The sequence below is a fragment of the Streptomyces sp. NPDC001902 genome (genome assembly GCF_042891295.1).
Taxonomy (GTDB): Bacteria; Actinomycetota; Actinomycetes; order Streptomycetales; family Streptomycetaceae; genus Actinacidiphila.
Window position 1 is genome coordinate 148,967 of the sequence record NZ_JBIATA010000020.1, and the last position, 16,380, is coordinate 165,346.

The 16,380-nt window shown below is 73.6% G+C and carries 18 protein-coding genes and 1 tRNA gene; 6 read left to right on the plus strand and 13 right to left on the minus strand.

The window, feature by feature from the left end; all coding sequences use genetic code 11:
- Positions 1 to 38 precede the first annotated feature (38 nt).
- Entirely contained in the window at positions 39 to 1,091 is a 1,053-nt protein-coding gene (locus ACFYYN_RS28840; RefSeq protein WP_500548086.1) for an LLM class F420-dependent oxidoreductase, read from the plus strand.
- A gap of 34 nt (positions 1,092 to 1,125) precedes the next feature.
- Here ACFYYN_RS28840 and ACFYYN_RS28845 read toward each other — a convergent pair whose 3' ends face one another.
- On the minus strand, positions 1,126 to 1,731 hold the full coding sequence (locus tag ACFYYN_RS28845; protein WP_500548087.1) for a hypothetical protein: 606 nt from the start codon (positions 1,729 to 1,731) through the stop codon (positions 1,126 to 1,128).
- A 274-nt stretch (positions 1,732 to 2,005) separates the two neighbouring features.
- Between ACFYYN_RS28845 and ACFYYN_RS28850 the strand changes: the two genes are divergently transcribed.
- Positions 2,006 to 2,794: a ferritin-like domain-containing protein gene (locus ACFYYN_RS28850; protein ID WP_500548088.1), complete on the plus strand. Its 789-nt coding sequence runs from the start codon at positions 2,006 to 2,008 to the stop codon at positions 2,792 to 2,794.
- Between the two features lie 48 nt (positions 2,795 to 2,842).
- Here ACFYYN_RS28850 and corA read toward each other — a convergent pair whose 3' ends face one another.
- Positions 2,843 to 3,844, minus strand: coding sequence for a magnesium/cobalt transporter CorA (corA, locus tag ACFYYN_RS28855; RefSeq protein ID WP_500548089.1), 1,002 nt, complete (start codon positions 3,842 to 3,844; stop codon positions 2,843 to 2,845).
- Positions 3,845 to 3,908: 64 nt separating this feature from the next.
- On the opposite strand from corA, the gene ACFYYN_RS28860 reads away from it, so the two are divergent.
- The 4 genes from ACFYYN_RS28860 (at position 3,909) to mshC (ending at position 7,357) form a co-directional block, all read left to right on the plus strand.
- Positions 3,909 to 4,607 carry a histidine phosphatase family protein gene (locus ACFYYN_RS28860; protein WP_500548090.1) on the plus strand — a complete coding sequence of 233 codons (699 nt, stop codon included), beginning with the start codon at positions 3,909 to 3,911 and terminating at the stop codon, positions 4,605 to 4,607.
- 58 nt (positions 4,608 to 4,665) lie between these two features.
- Positions 4,666 to 5,262: a DUF3090 domain-containing protein gene (locus ACFYYN_RS28865; protein WP_500332088.1), complete on the plus strand. Its 597-nt coding sequence runs from the start codon at positions 4,666 to 4,668 to the stop codon at positions 5,260 to 5,262.
- Positions 5,220 to 6,056 carry an SCO1664 family protein gene (locus ACFYYN_RS28870; RefSeq protein WP_500332089.1) on the plus strand — a complete coding sequence of 279 codons (837 nt, stop codon included), beginning with the start codon at positions 5,220 to 5,222 and terminating at the stop codon, positions 6,054 to 6,056. Before ACFYYN_RS28865 ends, ACFYYN_RS28870 begins: the two co-directional genes overlap by 43 nt.
- Positions 6,057 to 6,127: 71 nt before the next feature.
- The gene (gene mshC, locus ACFYYN_RS28875) at positions 6,128 to 7,357 is read left to right on the plus strand and encodes a cysteine--1-D-myo-inosityl 2-amino-2-deoxy-alpha-D-glucopyranoside ligase (RefSeq protein ID WP_500548091.1); all 1,230 of its coding nucleotides are present in this window, start codon (positions 6,128 to 6,130) and stop codon (positions 7,355 to 7,357) included.
- 118 nt (positions 7,358 to 7,475) lie between these two features.
- On the opposite strand, the gene ACFYYN_RS28880 is transcribed toward mshC, so the two are convergent.
- The 11 genes from ACFYYN_RS28880 to ACFYYN_RS28930 form a co-directional block, all read right to left on the minus strand.
- Positions 7,476 to 8,414 (minus strand): PAC2 family protein, encoded by a 939-nt coding sequence (locus tag ACFYYN_RS28880; RefSeq protein WP_499510962.1) that lies wholly within the window; start codon positions 8,412 to 8,414, stop codon positions 7,476 to 7,478.
- Between the two features lie 150 nt (positions 8,415 to 8,564).
- Positions 8,565 to 9,605: a glycoside hydrolase family 18 protein gene (locus ACFYYN_RS28885; RefSeq protein WP_500548092.1), complete on the minus strand. Its 1,041-nt coding sequence runs from the start codon at positions 9,603 to 9,605 to the stop codon at positions 8,565 to 8,567.
- A gap of 97 nt (positions 9,606 to 9,702) precedes the next feature.
- On the minus strand, positions 9,703 to 10,374 hold the full coding sequence (locus ACFYYN_RS28890) for a FadR/GntR family transcriptional regulator (protein WP_500332092.1): 672 nt from the start codon (positions 10,372 to 10,374) through the stop codon (positions 9,703 to 9,705).
- 174 nt (positions 10,375 to 10,548) lie between these two features.
- Positions 10,549 to 10,622, minus strand: a tRNA-Pro gene (locus tag ACFYYN_RS28895).
- 65 nt (positions 10,623 to 10,687) lie between these two features.
- Positions 10,688 to 11,449, minus strand: coding sequence for a ferredoxin reductase (locus ACFYYN_RS28900; protein WP_500548093.1), 762 nt, complete (start codon positions 11,447 to 11,449; stop codon positions 10,688 to 10,690).
- Positions 11,442 to 12,065 carry a sulfite oxidase-like oxidoreductase gene (locus ACFYYN_RS28905; RefSeq protein ID WP_500548094.1) on the minus strand — a complete coding sequence of 208 codons (624 nt, stop codon included), beginning with the start codon at positions 12,063 to 12,065 and terminating at the stop codon, positions 11,442 to 11,444. Before ACFYYN_RS28905 ends, ACFYYN_RS28900 begins: the two co-directional genes overlap by 8 nt.
- Positions 12,062 to 13,381 (minus strand): amidohydrolase, encoded by a 1,320-nt coding sequence (locus ACFYYN_RS28910; RefSeq protein WP_500548095.1) that lies wholly within the window; start codon positions 13,379 to 13,381, stop codon positions 12,062 to 12,064. The genes ACFYYN_RS28905 and ACFYYN_RS28910 overlap by 4 nt, the downstream gene beginning before the upstream one ends.
- Positions 13,378 to 14,145 carry a phosphorylase family protein gene (locus ACFYYN_RS28915; protein ID WP_500548096.1) on the minus strand — a complete coding sequence of 256 codons (768 nt, stop codon included), beginning with the start codon at positions 14,143 to 14,145 and terminating at the stop codon, positions 13,378 to 13,380. The genes ACFYYN_RS28910 and ACFYYN_RS28915 overlap by 4 nt, the downstream gene beginning before the upstream one ends.
- A gap of 54 nt (positions 14,146 to 14,199) precedes the next feature.
- Entirely contained in the window at positions 14,200 to 15,075 is an 876-nt protein-coding gene (locus tag ACFYYN_RS28920) for an ABC-2 membrane transporter-related protein (RefSeq protein WP_500548097.1), read from the minus strand.
- A complete protein-coding gene (locus ACFYYN_RS28925; protein WP_500332098.1) occupies positions 15,072 to 15,986 on the minus strand; it encodes an ABC transporter ATP-binding protein in 915 nt (304 codons plus the stop codon). Before ACFYYN_RS28925 ends, ACFYYN_RS28920 begins: the two co-directional genes overlap by 4 nt.
- Entirely contained in the window at positions 15,983 to 16,369 is a 387-nt protein-coding gene (locus ACFYYN_RS28930) for a GntR family transcriptional regulator (protein ID WP_500332099.1), read from the minus strand. The genes ACFYYN_RS28925 and ACFYYN_RS28930 overlap by 4 nt, the downstream gene beginning before the upstream one ends.
- Between the last annotated feature and the right edge of the window lie 11 nt (positions 16,370 to 16,380).

The following is a 16,380-nucleotide window of genomic DNA, read 5'->3' on the forward strand; positions in this document are numbered from 1 at the left end:
GGGGGACAACGACGTTACTCATCGGTAAGGGGATCGCCATGCGGCTCGGGATCAACCTCGGCTACTGGGGCGCCGGGATGGACGCCGACAACCTCGCCGTGGCGCAGGAGGCCGACAGCCTCGGCTACTCCGTGTGCTGGGCGGCCGAGGCCTACGGTTCCGACGCGCCCACCGTGCTGTCCTGGGTCGCCGCGCAGACCGAGCGCATCGACGTCGGCTCGGCCATCTTCCAGATCCCGGCCCGGACGCCCGCGATGACGGCGATGACCGCCGCCACCCTCGACTCCCTGTCCGGCGGGCGCTTCCGGCTGGGCCTGGGCGTCTCCGGCCCGCAGGTCTCCGAGGGCTGGTACGGCGTGAAGTTCGACAAGCCGCTGGCGCGCACGCGCGAGTACGTCGAGATCGTCCGCAAGGCGATGTCGCGGGAGCGGCTGAGCCACGAGGGCGAGCACTGGACGCTGCCGCTGCCCGGCGGCCCCGGCAAGGCGCTGAAGCTGACCGTGCACCCGGTGCGCGAGCACATCCCGCTGTACATCGCCGCGATCGGCCCGAAGAACCTGGAGCAGACCGGTGAGATCGCCGACGGCGCGCTGCTGATCTTCCCCTCCGCCGCCCACCTGGAGGACACCGCGCTCCGCCACATCCGGGCCGGCCGCGAGAAGGCGGGGAAGACCATGGACGGCTTCGACGTCTGCCCGACCGTGCCGCTCGCCGTCGGCGAGGACGTGGACGCGTTGGCCGACCTCTTCCGCCCCTACACCGCCCTGTACGTGGGCGGGATGGGCAGCCGCAAGCAGAACTTCTACAACCAGCTCGCGCAGCGCATGGGGTACGAGAAGGAGGCCGCCGAGATCCAGGACAAGTACCTGTCCGGCGACAAGGAGGGCGCCGCCGCCGCGATCCCGCGCGAACTCATCGACTCCACCACCCTGCTGGGCTCCGTGGAGCGGATCGCCGACCGGATGCAGGCCTACGCGGCCGCCGGCGTCACCACGCTGACCCTGGCCCCGGCCGGGTTCACCCTGGACGAGCGGGTCGCGGCGCTGCGCGCGGGCGTGGAGGCGCTGGAGCGCGCCGGACTCGCCGGCTAGGGGAGCGTGCGGCCCCTCGGCGCCGGTCCCGGGCTCAGCCCGGGACCAGGCGCCCCATCATCCGCCCGAAGGCGATCAGGCGCGCTATCTGGCCGGGGCCGCCGTCGTCGAGGGACTTGCTGAACCGGAAGGCCTCCGGCCGGAAGCGGGCCGAGGTGACGCCGCCGTCGGCGTCGGCGTGCACCGCGCTCAGCTCCTGCGGCGTGGCGGTGGCCAGCACCACGAAGACGCCGCGGTCGATCCGCCGGCCCTGCTCGTCGCGGCCGACCAGTGTGCGCATGCCGACGTGGCCGATCGAGTCCAGGGGCAGCACCTGCACGGAGGAGTCCAGCACCCGTCCACCCGGCGCGTCCTCGTCGGCGACCTCCTCGCTGTGCCACAGGATGAGCCGCCGGCCGTCGCAGACCGCGGCCTCCTGCCACACCGAGGTGCCGGCCTCCGTCAGGTCGACGACGCGTTCGAGGGTGAAACCGCGGACCCGCCGCCGGCCCAGGACGCCGTCGATCGCATCGAGGGCCACGTCCGCGTGGAGGAAGTAGGCGCGGGCCGCGTCGTCCAGGCGCGCGTAAGGGGCCCAGTCCGAGCCCGCCGGGCCTTTGGGGCGTGCCGTCGTCCGGCTGCGCGTCGCCTTGCTGAACATGACTTGGTCGTGACCCCTCCGAGGGGCTATGAAATCACGGGCACTTCGGCCGGCGGCGGGGCCCCTCGGTTTCCGCGGCCGTGGTGGGGGCTCGGGGGTCTTCCCCGCCACGGCCGTCACCAAACACAACGCTCGGAAGGGCCAGGGGTTACGTGCCCGGTGCCGGACGGCTCTCATCCGTTCGGCCGAGTTGACGCCCGGGCCTGTTGCCTCATGCTTTGCGGGCGACTTGACTTTTCTTTTGCGGATGCCCGATTCGCGCAGGAGGTACGTCATGCTCTCCGCCCGGAGTCTGTTCCAGGAGATCCTCGACAACGACGACTCCTTCCGGCTGTTCTGCTCGATCGCCGCCAGCGGTGAGTCGCAGGGCGGCTGGGAGAACGGCAGGATCGCCGCACTGGTCCCCGAGTCCCAGCGTGAACTGGCCCCCAAGATCGCCCGGCACGGCGCCGACGAGGACAAGCACGGCCGGATCTTCCACGCCCTGATGCGCAAGCGCGGTCTCGAACCCGTCCCGGTCCCCCCGGACACCGACTACACCGTGCTCCTCGAACGCGGCGGCATCGGCCTCGCCCACGACAAGCTGCGCCGCGACGAGCCCCTGACCGTGCGGGACATCGTCACCTACCTCGCCCACAGCCGGGTCACCGAGCAGCGCGCCTCCGAGCAGATGGCCCTGCTCACCAGGTACTTCGCGGACCACCCCGACATCGGCAGGGCGGTCCGCATGATCTCCGCCGACGAGGACAACCACCTCGCCTACTGCCACGAGGAACTGCTGCGCTTCGCCCACGCCGGCCACGGCGCGACCATCCAGCGGGTGCTGCGCGAGTGCGCCCACGCCGAGATCCGCATCTACCGCGACGTCAGCCTCGCCGTCATGGACCACATGGGCCGGATCCTCGGCTGGTCCGCGGCGAAGGCCGCGGTGCTGCGGGCCGGGATCCACGGGGCGTACGCGTACGAACGCCTGGGCGGCTGGCGGCGGATGGTCAGGCTCGCCATGCCCCAGCGCCTCGACGCCCTCGGCGGCCCCGAACCCGCGGCCGAACCGGCGGTCTGAGCCGCCCCCCGGCCGCTCGCCCGCACCCGCGTGGGGCCGGGAGACCGCTCAGAGCCAGCCGTGCCGTTTGAACGTCCGGTACAGCAGGATCTCGGACACGGCGATGACCGCCAGGACCGCGGGATACCCCCACACCTGGTGGAGTTCGGGCATGTACCGGAAGTTCATGCCGTAGATCCCCGCGATCATGGTGGGCACCGCCGCCATGGCGGCCCACGCCGAGATCTTGCGCATGTCGTCGTTCTGCCGCACCCCGACCTGGGTCAGATGGGAGCTCAGCACGTCGCTGAGCAGCCGGTCGAGGCTGTCCACCAGCTCGTTGGCCCGCGTCAGGTGGTCGGCCACGTCGCGGAAGAAGGGCTGGGTGCTGGAAGCCACGTGCGGCACCGTGCCCGCCGAGAGCCGGATCATCGGCTGCATCAGGGGCGCGGTCGCCCGCCGGAACTCCAGCAGCTGGCGCTTGAACCCGTAGATCCGGCTCGCCGTGCTCTCGGCGCCCTGGCGCGCGACGGACCTGCGCACCTCCGGGGCGAAGACCTCCGTCTCCAGGTCCTCCAGGTCGGCCTGGAGATCGGCCGCGACCACCATGTAGTCGTCGACCACGGTGTCGCTGATGGCGTACATCACCGCGGTCGGTCCGTGCTTGAGGATCTCGTGCTCCGCCTCCAGGCGGTGCCGGATCTCACCCGGGGCGATCGCCTCGCCGTGGCGCACGGTGACGACGAAGCCCTCCCCGACGAAGATCATCAGCTCGCCCGCGGAGACCGTGTCCCGCTCGTCGTCGTACGAGACCGGCTTGAGCACCAGGAAGAGCGAGCCCTCGTACACCTCCAGCTTGGGCCGCTGGTGGGCGCAGAGCGCGTCCTCCACGGCCAACGGGTGCAGCCCGAACTCGCGGCTGACGAGGTCGAACTCCTTCTCCGTCGGCTCGTACAGGCCGATCCACACGAACGCCCCGTCCGTCGCCCGCGCCGCGTCCAGCGCGTCGGAGAGGTCGTCGGGGGCCGAGGTGCGCTCCCCGTCGCGGTAAATGGCGCAGTCGACGATCACACCTGTCTTCTTCCGCGCTACGTCGGCGCCACACCGGACAACCCGGGGTCGTATGGTGGCGGTCATGCCCACCGTGATCCTGGTCCGGCACGGCCGGTCCACCGCCAACGCGGAGAAAGTGCTGGCCGGACGGCTCCCCGGAGTCGCCCTCGACGAGACCGGACGTGACCAGGCCGCCGCGCTGGCCGCCCGGTTGGCCGGACTGCCGCCGGCCGCCGTGGTCACCAGCCCGCTGCAGCGGTGCCGGGAGACCCTGCAGCCGCTCCTGGACGCGCTGCCCGACGTCCCGCTCCACGTCGAGGAGCGCATCTCGGAGTGCGCCTACGGAGACTGGAGCGGCCGCAAGATCGCCGAGCTGGCCGACGAGCCGCTGTGGGGCGTGGTGCAGCGCTACCCCTCGGCCGCCGTCTTCCCCGGCGAGGGGGGCGAGTCGGTGCGCGCCATGCAGGCCCGCGCGGTCGACGCGGTGCGCGAGTGGAACGCCCGCATCGAGGAGAGCCACGGACCCGACGCCCTCTACGTGATGTGCTCCCACGGCGACATCATCAAGTCCGTCGTCGCCGACGCCCTCGGCATGCACCTGGACCTCTTCCAGCGCATCGCCGTCGACCCCTGCTCGGTCACCGCGATCCGCTACACCCCGGAGCGGCCTTTCCTGCTCCGGCTCGGCGACACCGGCAGCCTGGAAAGCCTGCGCCCGAGGGAGCGGCCCACCACGGCCCCGGGCGACGCGGAGGTCGGGGGCGGTGCGGGCGCACCGTGATCAGCTTCCGCAGTAGGGTGGACCGGACCCCGAAGACACCGAGAAAACGGAGCAGGACGTGCCTCGTCAGGTGTTCCTCTACGACAAGCCCGAACGCTTCGTCGCCGGCACCGTAGGCCAACCGGGCCAACGCACCTTCTTCCTGCAGGCGAGCGCCGCCGGCCGGACGACCAGCGTTGCGCTGGAGAAGACCCAGGTCGAGGCACTTGCCGAGCGCATCGACGAGCTGCTGGACGAGGTCGTGCGCCGCACCGGCGGTTCCGCCCCCGTGCCCGCCGTGGCCCCCACGGAGCTGCTCGACAACAGGCCGCTCGAGGTCCCCGTCGAGGAGGAGTTCCGGGTCGGCACCATGGCCCTGGCCTGGGACGGCGCCGAGGAACGGATGATCCTGGAGGCCCAGGCGCTGGTCGAGATCGAGGCCGAGGACGAGGACGACCTCGAGGCCGCCGAGGAGATGCTCCTGCAGGACGAGGAGAACGGCCCGCCGCTGCTGCGGGTGCGCCTGACCGGCGCCCAGGCCCGCTCCTTCGCCAAGCGCGCTCTCGACGTCGTCGCGGCCGGCCGCCCGCCCTGCCCCCTGTGCAGCCTGCCTCTGGACCCGGAAGGACACGTATGCCCGCGTCAGAACGGGTACCGGCGGTCGGCGACGGCCTGAGCGGGGACATAGCCGCCGAGCTGCTCACGCACGGAGAACTGACCGTGCGCGGGCGGCTGCGCGACGCCTCCAACGCGGTGCTTTACTGCGCGGTCGAGCACGAGGGCGTGCGCGCCCACTGCGTGTACAAGCCGGTGGCGGGCGAGCGGCCGCTGTGGGACTTCCCCGACGGGACGCTCGCCCAGCGCGAGGTCGCCGCCTACCTGGTCTCCGAGGCCACCGGCTGGGGCCTGGTGCCGCCGACCGTGCTGCGGGACGGCCCGTACGGCGAGGGCATGGTGCAGCTGTGGATCGAGACCCCCGAGGAGGCCGGCGAAGGGCTCCTCGCCCTCGTCGAGGGGGACGAACCGGGCGACGGCTGGAAGGCCGTCGGCTTCGCCGAGGTGGGCGAGGGCCGCACCGCGCTGCTGGTGCACGCCGACGACACCCGGCTGCGCCGGCTGGCCGTCCTGGACGCCGTGATCAACAACGCCGACCGCAAGGGCGGCCACCTGCTGCCGGCCGCCGACGGGCACCTGTACGCCATCGACCACGGCGTGACCTTCAACACGGAGAACAAGCTGCGCACCCTCCTGTGGGGCTGGGCCGGCGAGCCGCTCACCGACGAGACCGCCGAGGTCCTCGGCAAGCTCTCCGCGGAGCTCGCCGACGGGGGTCTCGGGGCCCGGCTGGCCGAGCTCATCACGCCTGCCGAGCTCGACGCCCTGCGGGCCCGCGTCGCCGCGCTGCTGGGCTCAGGACGTCATCCCGAGCCCTCGGGGGAGTGGCCCGCGATCCCCTGGCCGCCCATCTGAAGGCCGGGGCCGGCCGTCCCGGGAGGACCCACCGTTCGTTTGTGGATCACGCGGGCGGTTAATCTCATGACATGCATGCCTGGCCCGCTTCCGACGTCCCTGCCCTCCCGGGCACCGGGCGCGACCTCCGCCTCCACGACACCGCGACCGGTGGCCCGGTAACCCTGAGCCCCGGTCCGGTCGCCCGCATCTACGTGTGCGGGATCACCCCCTACGACGCCACCCACATGGGTCACGCGGCCACCTACAACGCGTTCGACCTCGTGCAGCGCGTGTGGCTGGACACGAAGCGCCAGGTCCACTACGTCCAGAACGTCACCGACGTCGACGACCCGCTGCTGGAGCGGGCCGACAAGACCGGAGAGGACTGGACGGCCCTCGCCGAGCGCGAGACCACCCTGTTCCGCGAGGACATGACCGCGCTGCGGATGCTGCCGCCCGCTCACTACATCGGCGCCGTCGAGGCCATCCCGGGGATTGTCCCGCTGGTCGAGCGGCTACGCGAGGCCGGTGCGGCCTACGAGCTGGACGGCGACATCTACTTCCACGTCGACTCCGACCCGCACTTCGGCAGCGTCTCCCGCCTCGACGCGGCCGCCATGCGCGTGCTGTCGGCCGAACGCGGCGGCGACCCGGACCGCCCGGGCAAGAAGAACCCCGTCGACCCCGTGCTCTGGCTCGCCGCCCGTGAGGGGGAGCCCAGCTGGGACGGCGGCAGCCTGGGCCGGGGCCGCCCCGGCTGGCACATCGAGTGCGTCGCCATCGCCCTGGACCACCTCGGCATGGGCTTCGACGTGCAGGGCGGCGGCTCCGACCTCGCCTTCCCGCACCACGAGATGGGCGCCTCGCACGCCCAGGTGCTCACCGGCGAGTTCCCCATGGCGAAGGCCTACGTGCACGCCGGCATGGTCGGGCTGCACGGCGAGAAGATGTCCAAGTCCAAGGGCAACCTCGTCTTCGTCTCCCAGCTGCGCCGCGACGGGGTGGACGCGGCTGCCATACGGCTCAGCCTGCTGGCCCACCACTACCGCGAGGACTGGGAGTGGACCGACGCCGTGCTCGCCGACGCGGTGGAGCGGCTGGCCCGCTGGCGCGCCGCCGTCTCGCGGCCCGACGGCCCGCCGGCCGAGGCGCTGCTGGAGGAGATCCGCGAGGCGCTCGCCGACGACCTGGACGCCCCCGCCGCGCTCGCCGCCGTGGACCGCTGGGCCGCCCGGCAGGAAGCCGAGGGCGGCACGGACACAGGTGCCCCCGGCCTGGTCTCCCGCGCGGTGGACGCCCTGCTCGGCGTCGCGCTCTGACGCCGCGGGAGCTGCCCGGCCCACCGCCGCCCCGGCTCCCCTGACGAACGCGGACGGCCCGGCCGCCGCCCCTGTGCAGGGCGGCGGCCGGGCCGTGTCCGACGACGTGCCGGTCGGGTCACTCCCCGTCGGCGCCGTCCTCCTTCTCTTCCCGGTCGTCCTTGGGCTTCTGCGACATGTCCCGCAGGTAGGGGCCCGCGTCGGACTCGCCCGACTGCGGGTCGCGGCGCCGCAGGTAGCGCTCGAACTCGCGGGCGATGGCCTCGCCCGAGGCCTCCGGCAGCTCCGCCGTGTCGCGTGCCTCCTCCAGTGTCTGGACGTACTCGGCGACCTCGCTGTCCTCGGCCGCGAGCTGGTCCACGCCGACCTGCCAGGCACGCGCGTCCTCCGGCAGCTCGCCGAGCGGGATGCGCAGGTCCAGCAGGTCCTCCAGGCGGTTGAGCAGCGCCAGCGTCGCCTTCGGGTTCGGCGGCTGCGACACGTAGTGCGGCACGGCGGCCCACAGGCTCACCGCCGGGATGCCGGCGTGGGTGCAGGCCTCCTGGAGGATGCCGACGATGCCGGTGGGGCCCTCGTACCGGGACTCCTCCAGGCTGAGCGCGGTCGCCAGGTCCGGGTCGGAGGTGACGGCCGTGACCGGCACCGGACGGGTGTGCGGGGTGTCACCCAGGAGGGCGCCCATCACCACCACCATCTCGATGCCGAGCTCATGGGCGAAGCCCAGGATCTCGTTGCAGAACGAGCGCCAGCGCATGCTGGGCTCGATGCCCCGTACGAGGACGAGGTCGCGTGGCTTGGGGGTCTCGATGCGGATGACGGACAGCCGCGTGGTGGGCCAGGTGATCCGTCGCGTGCCGCCGTCCATCCAGACCGTGGGGCGGTTGACCTGGAAGTCGTAGTAGTCCTCGGCGTCCAGCGCGGCGAACACCTCGCCCTTGAACTCCCGGTCCAGATGCCCGACCGCGGCGGAGGCGGCGTCCCCGGCGTCGTTCCAGCCCTCGAACGCGGCCACCATGACCGGGTCGATCAGCTCGGGAACCCCCTCGAGCTCGATCACCCAGCGCCTCCTTCCGGCCGGAAGGGGGATGGTGCCACCCCCGCCGGCTGCCGTTCCTTCGCGTGCTGCACCAGCCTACGGCTTCACGAGACAGGTGCCGCCGCCTTCGTAGGGGGATGATCCCCAGAGTCATCCGACGTACGCGTCCGGTCAGCCACCGCTCCACGCCGAGCGGTACGCGGCCCAGTCCGCCGGCGTGGCGGCGAAGTCGACGTACAGGGCGAGCCCGAAGCGCTCGCGGGCGGGCGCCTCGCGGGCGAGGCCGAGCCGGGCGCCGCGCACGGCGGCCGTGACCGTCTCCGCCCAGGCGTGCCGGCCCAGGTTGTTCGTGTGGTACCCGGGCAGGCCCACGAGCAGGTCGGTGCCCGGCGGCGTCACCTCCAGGGCGAGGGCGGTCTGCTGGGCCACGTAGCCTCCGTAGAGGCCCTCCAGGGGGAGGGCGGTGTCGTAGGTCATCATCGCGACCTGGTCCACGCGCCGGGCCACCTGCCCGAAGTACCGCTGCGACCACCACTTGGGGTGGTGGAACAGCGGGCCGCTCACCGAGTGCAGGGAGGGCAGCGGGTCGATCTGGTGCGTCGCCACCGACAGCGGCACGCCACGGGCGGCGGTGAGCCGGTGCACCGAGTCCAGCAGCGAGAGGAAGCCCTCGTCGTCGGAGTGCATCGGCTCCAGGTCCAGGTGGACCCCGTCGAACCCGGCGGCCAGCACCTGGGCCGCGCTGTCCCGTACCCGGGCGCGGGTCGCCGCGTCGTCCAGGTGCAGGCCCTCGGAACCGTCGTGCGACAGGACCTGGCCGAGCCACGCCTGGACGCGCACCCCGGGCAGCGCGGTGTGCATCCGGCGGATCATGTCCCGCGCTCCCGGGTAGAGGCCCGCGTCGAGGCGGCCGTCGAACTCCAGGGGCCCGGTGTGCACGTACAGGTCCCGGGTGCCGCTGCCGCGCAACTCCCGGGCCAGCGTCTCGAGGTCGGCGCCGTCGCGGCCGCCGTCGACCCAGGCGTGCCCGAGCCACACCGCGTTCCGCTCACGGTTGACGCCGGCGCCGGACGGGTCGCCGGTGTACTCCAGGCGCAGGGCGACCCCGGCGGCGAGCACCGGGAGCAGGACGGCGAGGACGACCAGCAGCGCGCCGCGGCGCAGCGTACGGGCCGAGGGGCGGCGCAGGCGCAGCCGGGGGCGTGGATTCATCCGATCCCTCTTTTCGATCACTCTGACGAATGACCGGACGCACCCGGGCCCGGGGCGGTTCGCCCGCCGGCGGGATCCCGTGGGGACCCGCCGGGCCTCAGAGCGTGGACCGCAGCCACTGCTCCACGCTCGCGACGTGCACCGTCGCCCAGGACCGCGCCGCCTCCGCGTCCCGGTCCCGCAGGGCCGCCAGGATCGCGCGGTGCTCGTGCAGGGTGCGGCTCACCGCGTCCTCCTGCGTCAGCCCGCGCCAGATCCGGGCCCGCGTGGTCGGCCCGGACAGCCCGTCCAGCAGCGAGCACAGCACCGAGTTGCCCGAGGCCTGGACGATGCCGCGGTGGAACTCCAGGTCGCACGCGACCAGTTCCTCCACCGACGGTGCCGCCCCCAGCGCCTCCAACTGCTCGGTCAGCACGTCCAGCTGGGACTCGGCGATGCGCGCCGCCGCCATCGCGGTGGCCGCGGGCTCCAGGATGCGGCGCACCGCGAGGAACTCCAGCACGGTGTCGTCGCGGTGGAAGTCCACCACGAAACTCAGCGCCTCCAGCAGCAACTGCGGGTCCAGGCTGGTGACGTAGGTGCCGTCGCCCTGCCGTACGTCCAGGATCCTGATCAGGGACAGCGCACGGACCGCCTCGCGCAGGGAATTGCGCGACAGCCCGAGCTCCGCGGCCAGTTCGCTCTCCTTGGGGAGCCGGTCGCCGGGCCGCAGCGCGCCGGAGACGATCATCCCCTTGATCTTCTCGATCGCCTCGTCGGTGACCGCCATGAGCCCCTCGCCTCCCCGGACATCCGATGTATCGGGCCATTATGCCTGCACCACCGAAGAGCCGGGGCCTTCTGGCGGAGGTCCGATCCGCCGCCCCGCGACGTCCCGAACCGCGGAACGCCGAAAGGCCGTGCCCGCTGTCGCGGACACGGCCTTTGGCGTGTGAAATCACCGTCGGGACGACAGGATTTGAACCTGCGACCCCTTGACCCCCAGTCAAGTGCGCTACCAAGCTGCGCCACGTCCCGGTGACGTTCCCCGGGGCGCCGCCCCGGAAGATCACGTACAGAGGAGGATACCCGAACCTCGCTGATCAGCCGAATCGCTCGATGCGGATCCGGTCCAGCGGCTGTCCGGCGGCCGCCAGCAGGCGCGAGGCGTGCTCGGCGAAACCGTTGCCGCCGCAGACGTAGGCCTCCCAGCCGCCCGGTGGCGGCTCCGCGAGGTGCGGGGCCAGGTGGGCGGCGGTGAGGCGGCCCTGGGTGCGGGTGAGCAGCACGGTCGTCTCCGGTCCGTACTCGGCGGCGTAGATCAGGTCCTCGCGGGTGCGGGCCGAGACGATCAGCCGCAGCGGCACGTCCAGGCCGCGCAGCCGGCGGTGGCGCACCATCGACATCAGCGGGACCACCCCCGATCCGGCGCCCAGCAGCAGCGCCGGATGGTCCCCGGTCCAGGCGAAGAAGCCGCTGTGCGGGCCGCGGACCTCGACGGAGTCGCCCGGCCGGGCGACGGTGTGCAGGTGCCCGGACACCTCGCCGCCGGCCACGTGGTCGAGGGTCAGCTCGATGTGGCCGGAACCGTCGGGGGCGGAGGCGACCGAGTAGTTGCGCTGCGCCGTGTAACCGTCGGGGGCCGTGAGGCGCAGCGTCAGATACTGGCCGGGCAGGTGGCCCGCCCAGCCGGGCACCGCGAGCCGGAAGGTGGACGTGCGCGGGGTCTCGCGGCGGATCTGCGTGATCACCGCGCGGCGCCAGACCGAGGAGGCGGCCTCGGGGACCGCGATGCGGCCGGGCACGGCGAACCGGGCCGGCGGGACGAACGCCGGGGCGGGCGCGGGGGTGGAGAGGTCAGTCATGGGCGTAGCGCTGCTCCTGCCAGGGGTCGCCCCGGTGGTGGTAGCCGTTCTGCTCCCAGAAGCCCGACTCGTCGTGGTCGAGCAGGCGCAGGCCCGCGATCCACTTGGTGCTCTTCCAGAAGTACAGGTGCGGGACGATCAGCCGGGCCGGGCCGCCGTGCTCGGGGGCGAGGGGAGCGCCGTCGTACTCCCAGGCGATCCAGGCGCGGCCGCCGGTGACGTCCGTGAGCGGCAGGTTGGCGGCGTAGCCGGTGTGGGACCAGGCGACGACGTGGGTGGCGGCGGGGGAGGGGCGCACGGCCTCCAGGAAGGCGTCGACCGACACCCCGCCGAAGCGCACGCCGAACTTGGACCAGCCGGTCACACAGTGGATGTCGCCCCGGTACGCGGAGCCGGGCAGCGCGTGGGCCGCTTCCCAGTCCCAGGTGTGCGGGCGGTCCACCAGCCCGTCCACCCGGAACGTCCAGTCCCCGGCCGCGATCGTGGGCGTGACCTCGGCGGACAGGACCGGCCACGTGTCGCGGGCGTCGTACTGGCCGGGCGGCAGCCGCGGGTCGCGGTCGGCGGCGCGGCCGCGCCCGGTGAAGCCGCGGGTGGGTTCGACGTCCGAGGTCATGCGGGGTGCTCCAGCTCGAGCTCCTCCAGCTCGCGCAGCGCGGCCGGTTCGTCGAGGGTGAGCAGCACACGATCGCGCATGAGGACCTGGCCGTCGACGACGGTGTCCCGTACGTCCGCGGCCGCGGCCGCGTACGCCAGCATCGACCAGGGGTCGTGGCGCGGCGTGAGGTGCGGCCCGCCGAGGTCGAGGACGGCCAGGTCGGCGCGCTTGCCCGGCTCCAGGGAGCCGAGGTGGTCGGCGAGGCCCAGCGCGCGGGCGGCCTCGATCGTCGCCATCCGCACCGCCTGTTCCGCGCCGACGGCGGTCGGGTCGCCTGCGGCCTTGTGCACCAGCGCGGCGGTCCGCACCGCGCCCAGGACGTCGAGGGTGTTGGAGCTCACCGCACCGTCGGTGCCGAGGCCCACGGTGACCCCGGCGGCCAGCAGCTCCGGGACACGGGCGATGCCGCAGCCCAGCTTCAGGTTGGAGACCGGGCAGTGCGCGACGGACGTGCCCGTCCTGGCCAGGGCGGCGATCTCGTCGTCGGTCAGGTCCACGGCGTGCGCCAGCAGCACGTCGGGCCCGAGGACCCCGAGGGAGTCCAGCAGCTCGACCGGCCGCTTGCCGTGCGCCCCGGCCACCATCGCGACCTCGGCCGCGTTCTCCGCCGCGTGGACGTGCAGCAGCGCGCCGTGCTCGCGGGCGAGCGCGGTGATCGCGACGAGCTGCTCGGGGTCGAGGGTGTAGGCGCTGTGCGCGAAGACCACCGGGCGGGTGCCCGGCGCCCGGCCGGTGCGCGCGGCCAGGTCGGCCGCGGCCCAGGCCATGCGGTCGCCGTACGGCCGGCCGTCCGGCGGCCCGGGCACGTCCATGAAGGTCGGACCGGCCAGCAGCCGCCAGCCCGCCGCCCGCGCGGCCTCCTCGGCGGCCTCGTGGAACCAGTACATGTCCAGGCCCGTGGTGACCCCGGCCCGTACGCTCTCCGCCACGGCCACCCGCACCCCCGCGGCCACCGCCCGCGGCGACAGCAGCTCGGCCTCGCGGGGGATCACCCGGGCCAGGAACTCCTGCAGGTCGACGTCGTCGGCGCAGCCCCGCAGCAGGGTCATCGCCAGGTGGGTGTGCGTGTTGACCAGCCCGGGGAGCACCAGGCACCCCGAGGCGTCGATCTCCTCGGCGGCCCGGTACGCCGCGCGCACCTGCGCCGTCGGTCCCACGGCGAGGATCTCGCCGTCCCGGACGGCGACCGCGCCGTCGGTGACGACGGTGCCCGCAGCGTCGACGGTCAGCACATCGCCGCCGTGCACCAGCAGATCGGCGTCCTGAGCGCTCACTTCTCGTCGCTTCCGTACTCGGTGGCCAGCAGATGCAAGGCGTCCAACGTTACCCGGCTGCCGCGGGCGACCCCCTCGGCGACCACCGCCCGGTGCGGGTCGTAGCCGCCGGTGGCCTCCACGTCGACCAGGTCGTCGGCGTTGGCGCCGTCGACGACGAGCGCGCCGCCGGCCACCAGGCCGCGCGTCGAGGCCAGCACCAGCAGGGCCGACAGCTCCATCTCGATCGCGGCGATCCCTGCCGCCGCGTACGCCGCGCCGGGCAGCGGCAGGAAACCCGGCTGGAAGGCCGCACGCGTCCACACCACGCCCCGGTGGTACGGCGCCCCCGCCGCCCGTGCCGCCCGCTGCAGCGCCAGCACCGCCTCCGGCGTCGCGAACGCCGGGTACTCCGGCGGCAGCAACTGCTGGGTGACCCCGTCGTCCCGCACCGCGGCCTCGGCGATCACCAGGTCGCCGTCCCCTATCCCGGCGCGGATGGCGCCCGCCGTGCCGAGGCGCAGGATCGTACGGACGCCGGCGTCCGCCAGCTCCTGGAACAGGCACATCGCCCCCGGCCCGCCGACCCCGTGCGAGGACACCACGACGGGGGTGCCCTTCCAGGCGCCGGCGAAGGTGCGGTACTCGCGGTGGTGCGACACCTCATGCGGGTCCGTGAGCAGGGAGGCCACCTCCGCCGCGCGCGCCGGGTCGCCCACGACGACCGCGTGCGCGGGCAGCCCGGAGCGCGGGATGCGGGAGATGGGCAGCTGATCCGTGGTCATCGGGCCTCCGGGCCGGGCGGGACGATGCTGTGCGGATCACCTTAGGACCCCGGCTCAGGCCGTCCGACGCCGGAGCAGCGCGAAGCAGGCCCAGCAGGCGAGGGCGGCCAGGGCCAGCACGATGCCGGTCTCGACGAGCTGCAGGGGCCAGTAGTGCGAGGCGGGATGGACGAGCGCCTGCGCATCCCCGAGCCCGACGCCGTCGACAGGCTTGTCCACGCGTTCCGCCGTCCAGTCCGTGGCACCGAGGTGTGACAGGCCGGTCCGGACCTTCGGCCACAGCGCGGAGCGGTACAGCCCCGCCGTGACGAGCACGAGGGAGGTGCCGAAGAAGGCCAGGCCCAGTCCGCTGAGCGTGCGCCGCATCAGCATCCCGGCCAGCGCGCCCAGAACCAGGGCGAGCAGCACGTGCGCGACCAGGACCGGGCCGGTGGAGAGGAAGATGTCGTTCTCGTACCAGCCGGGGCGGTCCTGCGGGTGGCCCGTGCTCCACACCCACCGGAAGAGCAGCGTCAGGCCGGTCGTGCCACCGGTCAGCAGCAGGGCCGGTACGGCGAGCTTGGCGGCGAGCCAGCGCGTGGGGGTGACCGACTGGACCCAGGCGAGCGCGGCGGTCCCCCGCTCCAGTTCCCGGCCGACGAGGGCGCCACCGGCGAACACCGCGACCGCGAGCGGAAGGAGCGCCATCACGCGGCCCTGCAGGTGGAGGGGGACGTAGGCGTCGAACGGCTCCGGGTCGACGCAGCGCGGGGCGCAGGCGGGGTCGTACCGCGGGTCCCCCGCGCTCAGCCACAGGGCGCGAAGGAGCCAGCCGGATCCGGCCGCCACGAAGGCGATCCACAGCCACAGGGCCACGCGGTGCAGGCGCACCACCGACCGGGTCAGGCCGGACAGGACGGGCGGGCGCGGCGATGGGGCGACGGCGGTCATACGACGGCCTCCTGGCGGGACACGGGTGCGGGCGTGGCGTCGGCGGTGAGCAGGGCGGGCGCCCCGGGATTGCGCAGATGGGCCAGGACCAGCTCCTCGAGGGTGGGTTCCTCCACCAGCCAGTCGCCGTCCTCCAGCGCTCCGGCGGGGCGGACCAGCGCGGTGCGTCCGCGCCCGTTGACGTGTTCCTGGACGACGGTGTGGGGGCCGAAGTCCCCGCCGGTGCCGGTGACGCGGCGGTGCGCGGCCAGCAGGTCGTCGGTGTCGCCGGCCAGCCGGACCCGGCCCTCGCCGAGGAGCAGCAGGTGGTCGCAGACGCCGTCGAGTTCGGCGACGACGTGCGAGGAGATCACGATGGTCGTACCGCGCTCGGCCGCCGTGGCCATGAGGGCGCCGGTCAGCTCGTGGCGGGCGAGCGGGTCGAGGTCGGCCATCGGCTCGTCCAGGAGCAGCAGTTCGGCCCGCTTGCCCAGGGCCAGGGCGAGCGCGACGCGGGTGCGCTGACCTCCCGACAGGGCACGGACGCGGTCGCGGGGCGTCAGGCCGCCGCCGTACGCGACGCGTTCGGCGGCCTCCCGGTCCCAGTGGCCCGGGTTGAGCTCGGCGCCGAGCCGCAGCGTCGCCGCCACGGTGAGCTGTGGGTGGAGCGGCTTGTCCTGGGCGACGTAGGCGAGCCGGGTGCGGGCCGCGCCGGGGGTCGTACCCCACACGCGCAGCTCCCCCTCGGTGGGCCGCAGCAGTCCCGCGGCGAGCGCCAGCAGTGTCGACTTGCCCGCGCCGTTGGGCCCGACGAGCGCGCAGATCCGGCCGGCCGGCAGCCGGAAGGAACAGTCCCGCAGGACGGGGTCCCGTCCCCACGCGTACCGCAGACCGAGCCCGGCCGCCTCGACGGCGGCCGTTTCCTGATTCATCTCTCCCCCTCGGAGAACTCCTGGTCGAGCACGGAGTGGAACAGCGCCGCGGCGTCCTCGCGGTCGAGCCCGGCGGCACGCGCGCGGCGCATCCAGTCGGTCAGTTCGCCCGCGAGCGGCGAGTCGGCCGGGCCGGCGCCCAGCGACTTCTGGACGAAGGTGCCCAGGCCCCGGCGCGCCTCCACCAGGCCCTCGCGCTCCAGTTCGCGGTAGGCCTTGAGCACGGTGTTGGGGTTGACGGCGGTCGCCTCGACGACCTCGCGGGCCGTCGGCAGCCGGTCGCCGGGCTCCAGCAGGCCCAGCCGCAGGGCCTGTTTGGTCTGCTGGACGATCTGGAGGTACGTGGCGACACCGCTGCGGCGGTCGATGCGGAACTCGACCATGCGCGAAACAC

Bases quoted from the DNA above. Each gene is read 5' to 3' on its own strand.
- ACFYYN_RS28840 (WP_500548086.1), top strand. From the start codon at position 39: ATGCGGCTCGGGATCAACCTCGGCTACTGGGGCGCCGGGATGGACGCC.
- ACFYYN_RS28845 (WP_500548087.1), bottom strand. From the start codon at position 1,731: ATGTTCAGCAAGGCGACGCGCAGCCGGACGACGGCACGCCCCAAAGGC.
- ACFYYN_RS28850 (WP_500548088.1), top strand. From the start codon at position 2,006: ATGCTCTCCGCCCGGAGTCTGTTCCAGGAGATCCTCGACAACGACGAC.
- ACFYYN_RS28860 (WP_500548090.1), top strand. From the start codon at position 3,909: ATGCCCACCGTGATCCTGGTCCGGCACGGCCGGTCCACCGCCAACGCG.
- ACFYYN_RS28870 (WP_500332089.1), top strand. From the start codon at position 5,220: ATGCCCGCGTCAGAACGGGTACCGGCGGTCGGCGACGGCCTGAGCGGG.
- mshC (WP_500548091.1), top strand. From the start codon at position 6,128: ATGCATGCCTGGCCCGCTTCCGACGTCCCTGCCCTCCCGGGCACCGGG.
- ACFYYN_RS28885 (WP_500548092.1), bottom strand. From the start codon at position 9,605: ATGAATCCACGCCCCCGGCTGCGCCTGCGCCGCCCCTCGGCCCGTACG.
- ACFYYN_RS28890 (WP_500332092.1), bottom strand. From the start codon at position 10,374: ATGGCGGTCACCGACGAGGCGATCGAGAAGATCAAGGGGATGATCGTC.
- ACFYYN_RS28900 (WP_500548093.1), bottom strand. From the start codon at position 11,449: ATGACTGACCTCTCCACCCCCGCGCCCGCCCCGGCGTTCGTCCCGCCG.
- ACFYYN_RS28905 (WP_500548094.1), bottom strand. From the start codon at position 12,065: ATGACCTCGGACGTCGAACCCACCCGCGGCTTCACCGGGCGCGGCCGC.
- ACFYYN_RS28915 (WP_500548096.1), bottom strand. From the start codon at position 14,145: ATGACCACGGATCAGCTGCCCATCTCCCGCATCCCGCGCTCCGGGCTG.
- ACFYYN_RS28920 (WP_500548097.1), bottom strand. From the start codon at position 15,075: ATGACCGCCGTCGCCCCATCGCCGCGCCCGCCCGTCCTGTCCGGCCTG.
- ACFYYN_RS28925 (WP_500332098.1), bottom strand. From the start codon at position 15,986: ATGAATCAGGAAACGGCCGCCGTCGAGGCGGCCGGGCTCGGTCTGCGG.
- ACFYYN_RS28930 (WP_500332099.1), bottom strand. From the start codon at position 16,369: ATGGTCGAGTTCCGCATCGACCGCCGCAGCGGTGTCGCCACGTACCTC.